Consider the following 15,706-nt stretch of genomic DNA (forward strand, 5'->3'; position numbering starts at 1 on the left):
GGATGTCTCAGCCCTTGAGCAGGTTGTTCAGCTCGCCGTACGGGAGCGCGTGCGCGAGCGCGCCGTAGGTCCCGTCGGCGATCCGCCCCTCGGCGGCGCGGCGGACCACGGCGTACGCGGCTTCGGCCACCCAGGAGCCGAGGCTGACGCGGCGGACGCCGAGGGTCAAGCGCCGGCGGGGCTGGAGGGTGCGGTGGGGCTGGGGTGTGCATCGGGGTCGGGGGAGCGGGGACGGATGACGGGTGGGGTCAGGAGGCCAGGCCGGCTTTCGCGCCTGCGCCGCAGAGGGGGATGACCGCTGTGCGGCCCTGCAAGGGGTCGGTCGGGGAGGAGGGGCCCACCGCGGCCCAGCAGGCGGCGGCCGTCGGTTCCACGAACAGGCCGCGCCGGGCCAGGTCCCGCTGGGCCTCGCGCAGCCGGGCGTCCGGGACCGTCACGAAGGTGCCGCCGGACGCGCGGACCGCGGCCAGGATCTGGCGGGCGCGCGGTGGCGCCGGGATCGCGATCCCCTCGGCCAGGGTGGGCCGCTGCTCCACCGGCGCGGCATCCTCCGCGCCCGCCGCGAACGCCTCCGCCAGCGGGGCCACCGCCTCCGACTGGACCGCGATCAGGGCCGGCGGCCTGACGCCGCGTCGGGCCAGTTCCTGCGTCGCCAGCGCGGCGCCGAGCAGCAGGGTGCCGTTGCCCACCGGCACCACCAGCGCCTCGGGGAGCCGTCGGCCCATCTCCTCCCATACCTCGTACACGTAGGTCTTGGTCCCGTGCAGGAAGTACGGGTTGAACACGTGGCTGGCGTAGAAGACGCCGGGGGCGTCCGCCTCCTTGCGGGCGGCCAGGGCCGCGGCCTCGCGGCCGCCCGGGATCACGCGGACGACCGCCCCGTGCGCCCGCATCTGTTCGGTTTTCTTCTCCGACGTCCCTTCCGGTACGAAGATTTCGCAGTCGAGCCCGGCCCGTGCGCAGTACGCCGCCACCGACGTGCCCGCGTTGCCGCTGCTGTCCGCCACGACGCGCTGCGGCGCCAGCCGCCGGGCGAGTTCCACGAGCATCACGGCGCCCCGGTCCTTGAAGGACAGCGTCGGCATCAGGAAGTCGAGCTTGGCGTGGATCCGTTCCCCCAGCGGGATCAGCGGAGTGTGACCCTCCGCCAGGGAGAGGGAGAACGCCCCCGGCAGCGGCAGTACCGGCCCGTACCGCCACAGTGAATTCGGTCCGGCGGACGGGTCGAGCTCCGCGTCCGGGTCCGGCGTGAAATCGAGGTCCCAGGGTCCGCCGCACAGAGGGCACCCCCAGGGAGCGGTCCGGACGTCGGCGCGTGTACCGTCCTCGGAGCAGACGTAACCGGGGGGTGCGTGCGTCATGTGCAGAGCGCCTTTGCTCGGTCATGGCCGGTGTATGGCAAGGATGTTACGCGTTCGTCCGTCCTCCTGAGGTCTCGCCTGGGGCGGGTCGGCCTTTCGGGGGCGACCGCCCGGCAGGCCGTACGCATGGTCATGGCCACGTGTGCCACGAGGCCCCGCTGCGTCCCCCCGCAGTGCACCACCTAGGAGGAGGACCGTCACGTGCCAGTGATGCGTCATACGCGCCGGAAGATCACCGGCATCAGCGCGACCGCGGTCGTGGCCCTCGCGCTGGGCGCGGCCGTCGCGCTGCCCGCCTCGGCCGCCGGCAGCGGTGCGCGGGGCGTGGTCCAGAACGCCGGGGCCCCGGGGTCCGTGCCCAACAGCTACATCGTGACCCTGAAGGACACCGCGCCCCGTTCGACCACGGTGAGCGGCAAGCTCGTCGCGAAGAAGTACGGCGCGAAGATCGACCGGACCTACAGCGCGGCTCTCAACGGCTACTCCGTGGAGCTGTCGCAGACGCAGGCCGAGAAGCTCGCCGCCGACCCGGCGGTCCAGTCGGTCGTGCAGAACCGCACCTTCACCGTCAGCGCCGTCCAGCCGTCCCCGCCGTCCTGGGGCCTGGACCGCGTCGACCAGCGGACGCTGCCGCTGAACCAGAGCTACACCTACCCGGACAAGGCCGGCGAGGGCGTCACCGCGTACGTCATCGACACCGGTGTCCGCATCACGCACGAGGACTTCGGCGGCCGTGCCACCTACGGCTACGACGCCATCGACAACGACAACACCGCCCAGGACGGCCACGGCCACGGCACGCACGTCGCCGGCACGGTCGCGGGTGACTCGTACGGCGTGGCCAAGAAGGCCAAGATCGTCGGCGTCCGCGTCCTCGACAACAACGGCTCCGGCACGACGCGGGTCCAGCAGCGCGGCATCGACTGGGTGACCCGCAACGCCGTCAAGCCGGCCGTCGCCAACATGTCGCTCGGCGGCGGCGCGGACACCGCGCTCGACACGGCCGTCCGCAACTCCATAGCCTCCGGCATCACCTACGCCGTGGCCGCGGGGAACGAGTCGGAGAGCGCCTCCACCAAGTCCCCGGCCCGCGTCGCCGAGGCCATCACCGTCGGCGCCACCACCGGCTCCGACGCCCGGGCGAGCTACTCCAACTACGGCCCCGCCCTGGACATCTTCGCCCCCGGCTCCGCCATCACCTCCGCGTGGAACACGGGCGACTACGCGATGAACACCATCAACGGCACCTCGATGGCCACGCCGCACGTCGCGGGCGCGGCCGCCGTGTACCTCTCGCAGAACCCGGCCAGCACCCCGGCCCAGGTGGCTACGGCCCTGATCGGCTCCTCCACCGCGAACCTGGTCACGAACCCCGGCACCGGCTCGCCGAACCGCCTGCTGCACGTCACCGCCCTGGGCCCCGTCCCGCCGGGCAAGCGCTTCGAGAACACGACCGACCACGCGATCAACGACCAGGCGACCGTCGAGTCCCCGATCGCCGTCAGCGGCGTCGTCGGCAACGCCCCGACGACGCTGAAGGTCCCGGTCGACATCAAGCACACCTACATCGGTGACCTGAGGGTCGACCTGATCGCGCCCGACGGCAGCGTCTACAACCTGCACAACCGCTCCGGCGGTAGCGCCGACAACATCGTCAGGACCTTCACCGTGAACGCCTCCTCCGAGGCGGCGCCGAACGGCACGTGGAAGCTCCGGGTCCACGACAACGCCAACGGCGACACCGGGAAGCTCGACTCCTGGGCGCTCCAGTTCTGAGGAACGGGCCGCCGGCGATGACCGGGCCATGAGATGACAGCGGGGGCGACCGAGTGACGGTCGCCCCCGCTGCGTACTATTCGCGCATCCGTTCGCGCCCCCCCCGTGGTGCCTCCTGGTGCCCCGCGATGCCACTGCCACCTGCGATGGAGTCCGACCCCTTGAGCATCCCGCCGAGTCCTCCTCCCGGACCGGGCCACTCCTGGCCCCCGCCGTCACCGCAGCCGGGGTGGGGATGGGCGCCACCGCTCGACCAGGGGCCGCAGCCGCCGGCGCTCAACGGCTTCGCCCTCGCCTCGCTCCTCTCCGGCCTGCTGTGCTTCCCGCCGCTCGGCGTCGCCTTCGGTATCGCGGCCCTCGTGCAGATCGCGAAGAAGGGGGACCGGGGCAAGGTCCTGGCGATCACGGGACTCGTGGTGTCCGTCGTGATGACCGGCGTGATGGTCTTCGCGGTCGGCCGCTTCGTGGAGGGGGTCGGCAGCCGGTTCCCGGCCCCGGCCGAGTACACCGAGGTCGAGGGCGAGCTCAGGGACATCGACGACCTGAAGGCGGGCGACTGCTTCAACGTCCCCGGCGGCGACCTGTTCGACGAGCGGCCCCTGATGTACGCGGTCGACTGCGCGCAGGTGCACCACGGCGAGGTGACCGCGGCGAAGACGGCGGGCACCGTGGACGACCCCGATTCGGAGACGGCCGACCGGGCGTCGGAGGACGCCTGCTGGAAGGCGCAGGACGAGTACGCGATGGACACCTGGGCCCTGCCCGAGTTCGCGGAGATGTTCTACTACGCGCCCTCGCGCCAGTCCTGGCTGCAGGGGGACCGGCTGCTGCTCTGCGTGATCGGCACGACGGAGGAGGAGTGGCGCGGCAGCCTCCGCCGGGACGCCGCGATGCTGAAGCCGGAGCAGGCGGCCTTCCTGCGGGCGGCCAACGGCGTCGAGTTCGTCATGAGCCGGCCTCCCGAGGAGGACGCGGCGGACGCGCTGCAGAAGCACCAGGCGTGGGCGCGCGAGATGCACGCGGCGCTCGGCGAGGAGGCGAAGGTCCTCCAGCAGGACGCGACCCGGCCCGGGCTGGAGACGGCCCTGCCCGCGCAGCTCAAGGAGATCGAGATGGCCCGCGCGGCCTGGCAGCGTGCCTCCCAGGCGCGGACGGGGGCCGAGTTCGACCGGTGGTGGGACCGGGCCGTCGCCGCGATGTCCCTGGAGACGGAGCGGGCGCTGCGCGGCGCGTACGGGCTGTCGACGGAGGTTCCGCAGTGGCTGGAGGACAACCAGAGCAGCTCGGAGGAGGCGGATGAGCCGGAGGACGGGTCCGGCGGGGAGCCCTCGTCCGGGGCGGCGTGACGCCGGTGCGAGGGCGGAGGGACGCCGCCGGGGTAACGCGCGGTAACGGGTTTGAGTGACCTGGCTTCATCACTTCGGGTGAAACTCTGGCCCTTGCTTGCGGTCTTCAACCGTCGGTTGCCAGGGTGTAGCTGTCTGTCAACCTGATGGGAGTGGCCAGTGACTTTCGGTGAGCAGCCGGCCTATCTACGCGTGGCCGGGGATCTTCGACGGCAGATCGTCGACGGTTCTCTGCCCCCGCACGCCCGGCTCCCGTCCCAGGCCCGCATCCGCGAGGAGTACGGGGTCTCCGACACCGTGGCCCTGGAGGCGCGCAAGGTCCTCATGGCGGAGGGGCTGGTCGAGGGCCGGTCCGGGTCCGGTACGTATGTGCGCGAGCAGCCGGTGCCGCGGCGGGTGGCCCGCTCCGGCTACCGCACGGGCGGCACCTCGACGCCGTTCCGGCAGGAGCAGGCCGACTCCGGCGCGCGGGGGACGTGGGAGTCGAGCAGCGAACAGGCGGGCGCGCCCGCGGAGATCGCGAAGCGGCTCGGCATCGAGCCGGGCGAGCGGGTGATGCGGACGCGGTACGTCTTCCGCGACGCGGGTGAGGTGATGATGCTCTCGACCTCCTGGGAGCCCCTCGCCGTGACCGGGCGCACCCCGGTGATGCTGCCCGAGGAGGGCCCGCTGGGCGGCTCCGGGGTCGTGGACCGGATGGCCGCGATCGACGTCGTCGTCGACAACATGGTGGAGGAGGTCGGCGCGCGGCCCGGGCTGGCGGAGGAGATCCTCCTGCTCGGCGGGGTCCCGGGGCACGTGGTGCTGGTGATCGGCCGCACCTACTACGCCTCCGGCCGCGCGGTGGAGACGGCCGACGTGGTCGTCCCGGCCGACCGTTACCGCCTCTCGTACCACCTCCCGGTGCGCTAGACCCCGCCGTCCCTGCCGTCCCTGCGAGCCCCGGGCCCGCGCCTCGTCACGACGGCGGGTTTCGGCGCGATGCTGATCGTCCCGGCTGCCCCGAAGGGCGCATTCCGCGGGGTGCCGGGCGGTCGCACCCGCCGCCGGCGGGCGCGACCACGGCGGCCGGAACCGCCATGCTCCCGCGCCCTGGACCAGCCCGACAGCCCGTTCCCCCGAAGCTACCTGCGGGTATACCCGCTCGTAGGGAGTGGTGAGTGCGCGGTCGCGCTCCCCTGCCCTGTGCGTGCGCCCGCTGCGGACCGGCGCGCGCGGCGCACTCGTACGCGTGGCCGGATGCGTACGCCTGCCAGGTATCTCTTCGTGAAAAACCGTATCCGCTCTGTAAAGGTCGGGCGTAAGGTCGGGCATATGCGCAATGCGGTTTCCCGGGCAGATACGTCGGCGGAGGGTGAAACGCGATGAACGACAGCGGTGCCCTGCTCCCGTGGCTGGTCATACGTCAGGACGACAACGGCAACCGCTACCGGGTGGGCCGGTACGCCACCCGGGCCGAGGCCCAGAAGGTCGCCGACAGTCTCGACGACCGAGGACACAAGCAGCTCTACTGGGTCGAGCGGATCGGCCAGACCGCCACGATGAACTGAGCTCAGCGGCGCTTCGCGGCGCTGGCATAGGCTCCGCCCATGACTGAACGAGTGGTCGTGGGCGGAGCCCTTTGCCATGAGGGGCGCCTGCTGGCCGCCCGCCGCAGCGCGCCGCCGGAGCTCGCCGGACGCTGGGAGCTGCCGGGGGGCAAGGCCGAGCCGGGCGAATCCGTACCCGAGGCGCTGGTGCGCGAACTGCGCGAGGAGCTCGGCGTGGAGACCGAGCCGCTGGAGCGGATCCCGGGGGAGTGGCCGCTGAGGCCCGGGCTGGTCCTGCACGTGTGGACGGCCCGGCTGGTCTCCGGGGTGCCGGCACCGCTGGAGGACCACGACGAACTGCGCTGGCTGGGGCCGGAGGAGCTGGAGTCGGTGGACTGGCTCGACCAGGACCGGCCCGCGGTCGCCGAGGCCGGGCGCCGGCTGCGCGCGGACGGGCCCCAGGGCCGGCCGGCCGCCCGTGGGGGCGTGTGACGTCCGTCTTCTAGGCCGTCTGCGCCACAGTGCGCCGGTGGGTTCGGGATCGAGTGGTACGACGCCCCGAATATCGGGTATGTCGCTATTAATCCCTATCTCGTCCCTCTTTCGTCCCCGACGAACCGGACTGGGGTCACTGTTGGCCCGGGAAGTGATCGGCGTGATCGACACAGACGGTGAGTGCGCCGAGTGGGCCTTCCCCGCCGAGCCCGGCGCCGTCCGCACCGCTCGCCACGCCGTGCGCGGAACCCTGCACGACTGGGGTCTCGAAGCCGTCGGTGACGTCACCGTCCTGCTGGTCAGCGAGCTCGTGACCAATTCCCTGCGCTATGCCTCCGGCCCCATCGGCGTCCGCCTGGTACGGCGCAATCCGGCCGCGGACGGCACCGCGGAAGCCCTCGCCGGAGGCCCCGCACTGCTGGTGGAGATCTCCGATCCGCTTCCGGATCCGCCCCGTGAGAGGGTGGCGGACTCGGAGGACGAGGGGGGTCGTGGCCTGCACCTCGTCGCCGTCTCCTCGCAACGATGGGGAACGCGTCACGGGAAAACAGGGAAGACTGTGTGGTTCGAGTTGGCTCTTCCTGGTGAGTAACAAGGGGAGCGGTGGCGGGAGAACCCCCGCGGCGCCTTCCGGCGGTGGTCGGAAGGGGGCCGGGGGAGATCGCGCGACATGGCTCGAAATCATCGAGACCGTGCTGTGATCGTGAACGCCGTGCCGTCCGGGGTCGTGGTGCTGAATACTTCCGTCATGGCCGGTCCGGTTGCGGTGAGCTGGAGGGGACGGTCGCGTGAGCGAAATACCTGCGCAGGCACATCAGTCCGACGTGCCTCGGGAGACATGGCACGACGCCCTGTGGCACAGCAGTCCGCCTGGCTCGATATATGACTACATAAAGGTCGCATCCTTCTCGATCGGACCCGACGGGTACATCGACCAATGGAGCCTGCGCGCCGAGGAGCTCTTCGGACTGACGGCCGCCCAGACCGTGGGGCGCGACCCGGTCGACGCCTTCATGCCCCCGGAGTTGCGGCCCGACGCCCACCGCAAGGTCGCCGAGATCCTCGACGGCAAGGAGTGGACCGGCCTGATCCCCTTCCGGATCCCGGGCGGGAACGGTGCGCACGGCGTGGCCGAGATCTATGTGATGCCCACCCAGACCGAAACCGCGCAACGGGCCGCCCTCTGCGTCGTCGTCGACGTACGCGCGCTGCGCCGCATCGAATCCGACCTTGCCGCCTCACAGGCCATATTCGGCCAATCTCCCTTCGGCTTCCTGCTGTTCGGCACCGACCTCACCGTGCAGCGGGCCAACCGCCGCTTCGCCACCGTCTTCGGCGGCACCGCCGAGACGCACCGCGGCCGCACCGTGCACGACTACCTGCCCGCGCACGAGGCCGACCGGATGGCGGACGCCCTGCGCCGGGTGCTCGACACCGGCGACGCGGTCACCGACCTGCGCATCACCGGATCCACCCCGCGCAGCCGGGAGAACCGCCACTGGTCCATCAACCTCTACCGCGTGCACGGCGGCAGCGGCCGCCCCATCGGGGTCGCCGGCATCGGCACCGACGTCACCCGCCGCCACCTCGCCGCCCGCGAAGCCGCGGGGGTACGGCGCAATCTCGCCCTGCTCAACGAGGCCGGGCACCGCATCGGGAACTCCCTCGACCTGGAGACCACCGCCCGGGAGCTCCTCGACGTCACCGTCCCCGGCTTCTGCGACCTCGCCGCCGTGGACCTCTACCAGGGGCTGCTCATCGGCGACGACGACCGGCCGGCACGGCCGCAGGGCCCCGGCGTCCCCAGCCTGCCCGGCCAGGGCCCGGCCCGTACCCCCTCCGCCCCGCTGCGCCGGGTGGCCTTCGCCTCCGCCGTCTCGGACGCACCGCTGTCCGGCCCCGGCGCCCTGGTCGCCGTGGGCGACATCCACCGCTACCCGGCGGCCTCACCGGGCGCGCTCGCGCTGCGCACGGCACGGCCGCGACTGATCGAGGGCGGCGGGCCTGAGGACCTCGTGCAGTCCACCCTGGTCGTGCCGATGGTCGCCCACGACACCGTGGTCGGACTCGCGCAGTTCTCCCGTACCAAGGGCAGCGAGCCCTTCGGCGAACGGGACCGGGCGGTGGCCGTGGAACTGGCAGCCCGGGCCGCCGTCTGCATCGACAACGCCCGGCTGTACCGGCGCGAGCACGAACGGGCGCTCATCCTGCAACGCAGCCTGCTGCCCCCCGGCGATCCCGAGGCGGCCGGCCTGGACATCGCCTGCCGGTACCTGCCCGGCAACGCGGCGACCGAGGTCGGCGGCGACTGGTTCGACGTCATCGAACTCCCCGGCCACCGCACCGCACTGGTCGTCGGCGACGTCATGGGCCGCGGCCTGCGCGCCGCCGTCGCCATGGGCGAACTGCGCACCGCCGTAAGGACCCTGGCCCTGCTGGACCTCGAACCGGCGGAGGTGCTGACCGCACTCGACGAGATCGCGCGCGGACTCGGCGCCCCCGGCGGCTCCCAGCAGGCCTCCCGGGCCGCCCTGCACTCACGGGACGCGGACCGCTCGGAGGTGTACCTCGCCACCTGCGTGTACGCGGTCTACGACCCGGTCACGCGGCGCTGCACCATCGCCAACGCGGGCCACATGCCCCCGGTGCTGGTGTCGCCGAACCACGCCGGGCCCGGCGAGGACCGGGAACCCATGCCCGCCCTGCTGCTGGAGGTACCGCCCGGGCTGCCGCTCGGAGTCGGCGGCGAGCCGTTCGAGGAGGTCGAGGTCGAGCTCCCCGAAGGCGCCCTGCTCGCCCTGTACACCGACGGGCTCGTGGAATCCCGGGACCATCCCCTGGAGGAGGGCCTGCGCGGCCTGCGCGCGGCGCTCGCGGACCCGGTCCGCCCCCTGGAGGACGTCTGCGACCACGTGCTGAACACCCTGGACACCCGGCACGGCGAGGACGACATCGCCCTGCTGATGGCCCGGGTGCAGGGGCTGCCCGTGGACGCCGTCGGCGACTGGCAGCTGCCGCGCGAGGCCCGCTCGGTGGGCCGGGCGCGGGAACTGGCCCGGGCCAAGCTGCCGGCGTGGGGCCTGGAGGGCCTGCTGGACACCACCGAGCTCCTGGTCAGCGAACTCGTCACCAACGCCCTGCGCTACGGCGAGGGCGAGATCCGGCTCAGGCTGCTGCTGGACCGGACGCTCGTGTGCGAGGTGTGGGACGCGAACCTGGTCCAGCCGCGGCGCCGGCGCGCCCGCGACACCGACGAGGGCGGCCGGGGCCTGCAGCTGGTGGGCCTGCTCTCCGCCGGGTGGGGCACCCGGCGCACCCACCGGGGCAAGACCGTGTGGTTCGAACTGCCCCTGCCGGGCGGATCGGAGGAGGCCGTCACGGAACTCTCCGCGGAGCAGCTCCTCAACATGTACGGCTGACCGCTCCGGGCCGCGGGGCTCCACCCCCGCGGCCCGCCCTAACCGCCGCTCTTCAGGGCGGCCAGACGGGCCTCGATCTCCGAGGCCCTGCCGAGGTCCTCCAAGGACTCGAACTGCGCGTCCAGCGAGGACGCGGCCAGCTCCTGCTTGCCGAGCGCCATCGCCTCCTCGCGCCGCACCTTCTCCTCGAAGCGGTGGAGATCGCTCGTCGGGTCCATGACGTCGATGTTCTTCACCGCGTCCAGCATGGTGTTCTGCGCCTCGGCGGTCCGCGCCCGCGCCACCAGCTCGTCCCGCTTCGCCTGGAGCTCCGTCAGCTTGTTCCTCATCGCGTCCAGGCCCGACTTCAGCCTGTCGACGACCGCCGTCTGCGCGGCGATCGTCGGCTCGGCCGTCTTCGCCTCCCTCTCCGACTGCAGCTGCCGGCCCAGCGCCACCTTCGCCAGGTTGTCGAACCGGTCGGCCTCCGCCGTCGCCCCCGACGTCCTCAGCCCGTCCGCCTTCCGGCTCGCCGCCAGGGCCTTGGAACCCCACTCGGCGGCCGCGTCCACGTCCTCCTTGTGGTCCGCCTCCAGCAGCCGCAGATTGCCGATCGTCGTCGCGACCGCCTGGTCCGCCTCCGAGATGTTGTTGCTGTAGTCCCGGATCAGCTGGTCCAGCATCTTCTGCGGGTCCTCCGCCTGGTCCAGCAGCGCGTTGATGTTGGCCTTGGCGAGCTGGGTGACCCGGCCGAGGATGGTCTGCTTGCTCATGACGGTTCTCTCCTGATCAGGGATGGACTTGTGTCCGGTACGGGACCCGCGCCGCGGGCGTTCAGAAGCGGCCGCCACCGCCCATGCGGCCCCGGGTGCCGCCGCCCCCGAAGGAGCCCGGGCCGCTGCCACCGCCGCCCCCGAAACCGCCGAACCCCCCCCCCCCCCCCCCCCAACCCCCCCCCCCNCCCCCGAACCCGCCGACCCCCCCCCCCCCCCCGCCGAAGCCGCCCCCCCGGCCGCCCCGCAGGATCTCGCCGAGGATGATCCCGCCCAGCACGGCGCCGCCCTGGCCGCCGCCCCGGCCCTCGTACGGGTCCCGGTACCCCCGCACGTCCTGCTCCGCCAGCTGCTGCGCCTGCCGCGCGAGCGCGTCCGCCTGCTGGGCCTCCGCCAGCGCCTCCGACGGGTCGCCCGCCGCCAGCGCCGCCGCCCGCTCCAGATGCCGGCCCGCCTCCGCCAGTCGCGTCCGCGCCCGGCTGCCCACCGCGCCCCGGGCCGTGGTGACGTAGTCCGTCGCCGCACCGATCTCACTGCGCGCCGCCAGCATGGCCCGGTCCAGCAGGGCCGCGGCCCGCTGCCGCCCCGACTCCCGCTCCCGGGCCCCGGCCAGTGCCTCGTCCAGGGCCGCGTCGGCCTCCTCCACCCGGCGCAGGGCGTCGATCGGGTCGTAGCGGCCGGCCGTCTCCTCCCGCCGTACGTCGGCCAGTACGGCCTCCGCCCGGCCGATGCGCCCGCGCAGGTCCGCCGTGGAGGTGCCCTCCGCCGTACCGGTCAGCAGCCCGCGGGCGTCCGCGAGGTCGGTCTCCGTCTCGGTCAGCGCGCCCGGCAGCTTCCCGGCCGCCTCCGCCAGCTCCTGCGCCCGCCGCTCCACCGCGTCCATCAGGGTCGCCGCCTGGTTCACCGCACCCTCGGCGGACCGTACGTGCACGGCCGCCGTACCGTTCTCCCCGGCGTCGACGGCCGCATGGGCCAGCCCCAGGTTGGTCGCCGCGAACAGCAGCCGGTCCTTGGCCTGTTCGGGGCCGGAGGAGACCGGCGCGGAAGCGGAATCCGCGTACCGCCGGGTCAGCGCGGTCAGGGTCGCCTCGGCGGTGGTGGTGCGCCCGGTCAGATCCAGGTAGCGCTGCTCCACGGCCGCCAGCGCCTGCGGGGCGTTCTTCTCCAGGTCCCGCAGCCGGTCGAAGTCCGCCGCCTGCGCGTCCAGCCGCCGGCTCGCCTCCGTGCAGCGGGCGACGATCTCGTCCAGCATCCGCCGCCGGGTCGCGTCGTCCTCCGGGTAGGCGTCGTCGAGCTGCTGGCGCAGCCGGAAGGCGTGCGTCAGCTCGCCCTTGGCGTACTCCACCGACGCGGTGAAGGGAGCCGCCGCCTCCTCACCGAACTGCGCGGTGGCGAAACCGAGTTCCTCGGTGCTGGTGCGGACCGCGTCGTCGGTCTCCACCAGCAGGGACTTCGCCCGGCCGTCCAGCTCCGGCAGCGGCAGGCGGTCCGGCGCCCCCTCGGGCCAGCCCGGCCCGGTCGTCGTGCCCCGGCCGCCGGCCGCCTCGTCCCGGCGCCGGCGCCGGGAGTACGCGTACACGCCGAGCGCCCCGGCCGCGCCGACCGCGACCACCGGGAGCACATAGTCCCCGGCGCCGCTCCCGCCGCTTCCGCCGCCGGGGTCCGCCGGGCCGGGGGTGATGGCCGGCGCCGGCACCGGCTGCCCGCCGAGGACCGCGTTGTAGCCGTTCGCCGCGCCGATCGCCGCACCCGCCCAGTCGTTCTGCCGCAGGGGCGGCTCGATCGCGGTCCGCGCCACCTCCGCCAGCTGCCGCTCGGTGAAACCGGAATCGACATCGGCCGAATAGGCGTACTGACGGGCCCCGGTGGCCACGGCCAGCAGGACGTCCTCCTGCCCGAGGCCGTTGCGCTGCGCGGTGGCGTCCGCCCAGCTCTGGGCCGAGCGCCCGGAGAAGTCCTGCACGTACACCACGAAGAGCTGGATCCTCCGGTCGGCGTACAGCTCGTCGAGGGCGGCGGTGACGGCTGGCTTCCGGTCGCCCAGCGCACCGACGAGATCCGTGATCTGCCCCTGCTGTGACAGGGCGACGGGATCCTCGGCCCGCGCCGCCGGGGCCCCGGCCACGACCGTCCCCCCGAACGCCAGCAGCGCCGCGGCGAGCGCGAGCCCGGCCCGTACGGACATCACGGCGGCGGTGCGCCTCTGCGTCCTGCTCCTCGGCGGCATCACATTTGGGAGGGTATGAGTGCTTCCCCGTGCCCGCACCCGGAGCACGGCCCGGCCGCCGGCCCGGCCGGGAGCCGGAGGACGCGGACCGGGAGCCGGGGCCCTCCGCGGGAGGACCCCGGCCGCCGCTCCTCAGCCCTTCCGGCGGCCGATCCGGCTGCCCAGCCACACCAGCGGGTCGTACTTGCGGTCCACCGCCCGCTCCTTCAGCGGGATCAGCGCGTTGTCGGTGATCCTGATGCCCTCGGGGCAGACCTCCGTACAGCACTTGGTGATGTTGCAGTAGCCGAGCCCGTGCTCCTCCTGCGCGGCCCGCTTGCGGTCCAGACCCGCCTCCGAGGCCGCGTCCAGGGGGTGCATGTCCAGCTCCGCCACCCGCATCAGGAAGCGCGGACCGGCGAAGGCCGGCTTGTTCTCCTCGTGGTCACGCACCACGTGGCAGGTGTCCTGGCACAGGAAGCACTCGATGCACCTGCGGAACTCCTGCGAGCGCTCCACGTCGATCTGCTGCATCCGGTACGCGCCCGGGGCCACCCCCTCCGGCGGCACGAAAGCCGGCACCTCCCGCGCCTTGCGGTAGTTGAAGGACACGTCAGTGACCAGGTCCCGGACGACGGGGAAGGCGCGCAGCGGCGTGATCGTGATCGTCTCGGTCCGCTCGAAGGTGGACATGCGCGTCATGCACATCAGCCGCGGCCGGCCGTTGACCTCCGCGCTGCACGAGCCGCACTTGCCCGCCTTGCAGTTCCAGCGCACCGCCAGGTCCGGGGCCTGGGTGGCCTGGAGCCGGTGGACGATGTCCAGGACCACCTCGCCGTCGTGCACCTCGACGGTGAAGTCCCCGAGTGCCCCGCCTTCCGCGTCGCCCCGCCAGATCCGGAAGCTCGCGTCGTACGTGCTCATTCGTGAAGCTCCTCTTCGGCGAGGTACTTGACCAGCTCTTCCTTGTCGAACAGCGCGAGCAGGTCGGGGCGGATGGGGTCGGTGCGGGTCCGGATCAGCTCGATCCGGTCGGCCGCCGGGTCCGCCGGTACGGGGTCCACCGGCCGGCACAGCAGGTTCACCGGGCGCCAGGTCCGCTCCATCGCCGGGCAGTCCTCGCGGGTGTGCCCGCCCCGGCTCTCGGTGCGCTCCAGGGCCGCGCGGGCCACGCACTCGCTGACCAGCAGCATGTTGCGCAGGTCCAGGGCGAGGTGCCAGCCCGGGTTGAACTGCCGGTGGCCCTCGACGCCGGCCCGGGAGGCCCGTACACGCAGGGTCGCGAGCCGCTCCAGGGCCTCGGCCATCTCGCCCTCCCGGCGGATGATGCCGACGAGGTCGTTCATGGTCGTCTGGAGCTCCTGGTGCAGGGTGTACGGGTTCTCCGCGCCGTCGGCGGCGTGGAACGGGGCCAGCGCCTCCGCGGCCGCCGTGTCGATCTCGGCCTGGGAGACGGCCGGGCGCCCCGAGGGCGCGGCCGCGTACTGGGCGGCGTGCAGCCCGGCCCGCCGGCCGAAGACCAGCAGGTCGGACAGGGAGTTCCCGCCGAGCCGGTTCGAGCCGTGCATCCCGCCGGCGACCTCGCCCGCCGCGAACAGTCCGGGCACCCCGACGGTGGCCGCGGTCTCGGAGTCGACCGCGATCCCGCCCATCACGTAGTGGCAGGTCGGGCCGACCTCCATCGGTTCCGCGGTGATGTCCACGTCCGCCAGCTCCTTGAACTGGTGGTACATGGACGGCAGCCGCCGCCTGATCCGCTCGGCGGGCATCCGGGTGGACACGTCGAGGAAGACCCCGCCGTGCGGGGAGCCGCGGCCGGCCTTCACCTCGGCGTTGATGGCCCGCGCCACCTCGTCGCGGGGCAGCAGCTCGGGCGGGCGCCGGTTGTGGTCGGGGTCCTCGTACCAGCGGTCGCCCTCCTCCTCCGACTCTGCGTACTTCTCCTTGAAGACGTCGGGGACGTAGTCGAACATGAACCGCCTGCCCTCGGAGTTGCGCAGCACCCCGCCGTCGCCGCGCACGGACTCGGTGACGAGGATCCCCTTCACCGACGGCGGCCAGACCATGCCGGTCGGGTGGAACTGCACGAACTCCATGTTGAGCAGGGGCGCACCCGCGAGGAGGGCCAGCGCGTGGCCGTCGCCGGTGTACTCCCAGGAGTTGGAGGTGGTCTTGAAGGACTTGCCGATGCCACCCGTGGCCAGGACCACGGCCGGGGCCTCCAGCACGAAGAAGCGGCCGGACTCGCGTTCGTAGCAGAAGGCCCCCGAGACGTCCGGTCCGTCCTTCAGCACCCGGGTGACCGTGCACTCCTGGAAGACCCTGAGCCGGGCCTCGTAGTCCCCGTGCTCCTTGAAGTCCTCCTGCTGGAGGGCGACGATCTTCTGCTGCAGGGTGCGGATCAGTTCCAGGCCGGTGCGGTCGCCGACGTGCGCGAGGCGGGGGTACTCGTGTCCGCCGAAGTTGCGCTGGGAGATCTTCCCGTCGGGGGTGCGGTCGAAGAGCGCGCCCCAGGTCTCCAGCTCCCAGACCCGGTCCGGGGCCTCCTTGGCGTGGAGCTCCGCCATCCGCCACTGATTGAGGAACTTTCCTCCGCGCATGGTGTCGCGGAAGTGCACCTGCCAGTTGTCGCCCTCGTTGACGTTGCCCATGGAGGCGGCGATCCCGCCCTCGGCCATCACCGTATGGGCCTTGCCGAACAGGGACTTGCAGATCACGGCCGTACGGGCGCCCCGTTCACGCGCCTCGATCGCCGCCCGCAGTCCCGCCCCGCCGGCGCCGACGACGACCACGTCCCACTGCTGCCGTTCCACTTGAGCCAT

The 15,706-nt window shown here is 72.9% G+C and carries 12 protein-coding genes and 1 pseudogene; 7 read left to right on the forward strand and 6 right to left on the reverse strand.

Annotation, left to right across the window (positions count from 1 at the left end; genetic code table 11):
- Nucleotides 1–7: 7 nt before the first annotated feature.
- Both AAT21_RS37385 and AAT21_RS07680 read right to left on the reverse strand, forming a co-directional pair.
- Nucleotides 8–169 carry a hypothetical protein gene (locus AAT21_RS37385; RefSeq protein WP_157879651.1) on the reverse strand — a complete coding sequence of 54 codons (162 nt, stop codon included), beginning with the start codon at nucleotides 167–169 and terminating at the stop codon, nucleotides 8–10.
- Nucleotides 170–248: 79 nt separating this feature from the next.
- Nucleotides 249–1,361: a threonine synthase gene (locus AAT21_RS07680; RefSeq protein WP_046775986.1), complete on the reverse strand. Its 1,113-nt coding sequence runs from the start codon at nucleotides 1,359–1,361 to the stop codon at nucleotides 249–251.
- 201 nt (nucleotides 1,362–1,562) lie between these two features.
- On the opposite strand from AAT21_RS07680, the gene AAT21_RS07685 reads away from it, so the two are divergent.
- The 7 genes from AAT21_RS07685 to AAT21_RS07715 all read left to right on the forward strand — a co-directional run bounded on the left by AAT21_RS07685 (nucleotide 1,563) and on the right by AAT21_RS07715 (nucleotide 9,926).
- The gene (locus AAT21_RS07685) at nucleotides 1,563–3,137 is read left to right on the forward strand and encodes a S8 family peptidase (protein ID WP_046775987.1); all 1,575 of its coding nucleotides are present in this window, start codon (nucleotides 1,563–1,565) and stop codon (nucleotides 3,135–3,137) included.
- A 161-nt stretch (nucleotides 3,138–3,298) separates the two neighbouring features.
- Nucleotides 3,299–4,483 (forward strand): DUF4190 domain-containing protein, encoded by a 1,185-nt coding sequence (locus AAT21_RS07690; protein ID WP_046775988.1) that lies wholly within the window; start codon nucleotides 3,299–3,301, stop codon nucleotides 4,481–4,483.
- 159 nt (nucleotides 4,484–4,642) lie between these two features.
- The gene (locus AAT21_RS07695; protein ID WP_030966263.1) at nucleotides 4,643–5,395 is read left to right on the forward strand and encodes a GntR family transcriptional regulator; all 753 of its coding nucleotides are present in this window, start codon (nucleotides 4,643–4,645) and stop codon (nucleotides 5,393–5,395) included.
- 452 nt (nucleotides 5,396–5,847) lie between these two features.
- Nucleotides 5,848–6,033: an SPOR domain-containing protein gene (locus AAT21_RS07700; protein WP_030664389.1), complete on the forward strand. Its 186-nt coding sequence runs from the start codon at nucleotides 5,848–5,850 to the stop codon at nucleotides 6,031–6,033.
- Between the two features lie 39 nt (nucleotides 6,034–6,072).
- Nucleotides 6,073–6,504: a (deoxy)nucleoside triphosphate pyrophosphohydrolase gene (locus AAT21_RS07705; RefSeq protein ID WP_046775989.1), complete on the forward strand. Its 432-nt coding sequence runs from the start codon at nucleotides 6,073–6,075 to the stop codon at nucleotides 6,502–6,504.
- A gap of 154 nt (nucleotides 6,505–6,658) precedes the next feature.
- A complete protein-coding gene (locus AAT21_RS07710) occupies nucleotides 6,659–7,099 on the forward strand; it encodes an ATP-binding protein (protein ID WP_046775990.1) in 441 nt (146 codons plus the stop codon).
- Nucleotides 7,100–7,331: 232 nt separating this feature from the next.
- Nucleotides 7,332–9,926: a SpoIIE family protein phosphatase gene (locus tag AAT21_RS07715; RefSeq protein WP_063838070.1), complete on the forward strand. Its 2,595-nt coding sequence runs from the start codon at nucleotides 7,332–7,334 to the stop codon at nucleotides 9,924–9,926.
- Between the two features lie 38 nt (nucleotides 9,927–9,964).
- Here the strand turns inward: AAT21_RS07715 and AAT21_RS07720 are convergent, their stop codons facing one another.
- The 4 genes and pseudogenes from AAT21_RS07720 to AAT21_RS07735 all read right to left on the reverse strand — a co-directional run bounded on the left by AAT21_RS07720 (nucleotide 9,965) and on the right by AAT21_RS07735 (nucleotide 15,706).
- A complete protein-coding gene (locus AAT21_RS07720; protein ID WP_046775991.1) occupies nucleotides 9,965–10,678 on the reverse strand; it encodes a PspA/IM30 family protein in 714 nt (237 codons plus the stop codon).
- Nucleotides 10,679–10,866: 188 nt separating this feature from the next.
- Nucleotides 10,867–12,863: pseudogene (locus AAT21_RS07725) on the reverse strand (TPM domain-containing protein); the annotation flags it as partial.
- A gap of 174 nt (nucleotides 12,864–13,037) precedes the next feature.
- Complete coding sequence (locus AAT21_RS07730) at nucleotides 13,038–13,808, reverse strand: succinate dehydrogenase/fumarate reductase iron-sulfur subunit (RefSeq protein WP_046775993.1); 771 nt, start codon at nucleotides 13,806–13,808, stop codon at nucleotides 13,038–13,040.
- Nucleotides 13,805–15,706 (reverse strand): fumarate reductase/succinate dehydrogenase flavoprotein subunit, encoded by a 1,902-nt coding sequence (locus AAT21_RS07735; RefSeq protein WP_046775994.1) that lies wholly within the window; start codon nucleotides 15,704–15,706, stop codon nucleotides 13,805–13,807. The genes AAT21_RS07730 and AAT21_RS07735 overlap by 4 nt, the downstream gene beginning before the upstream one ends.

Source organism: Streptomyces yangpuensis, assembly GCF_001005295.1.
GTDB classification, from domain to species: Bacteria; Actinomycetota; Actinomycetes; order Streptomycetales; family Streptomycetaceae; genus Streptomyces; species Streptomyces yangpuensis.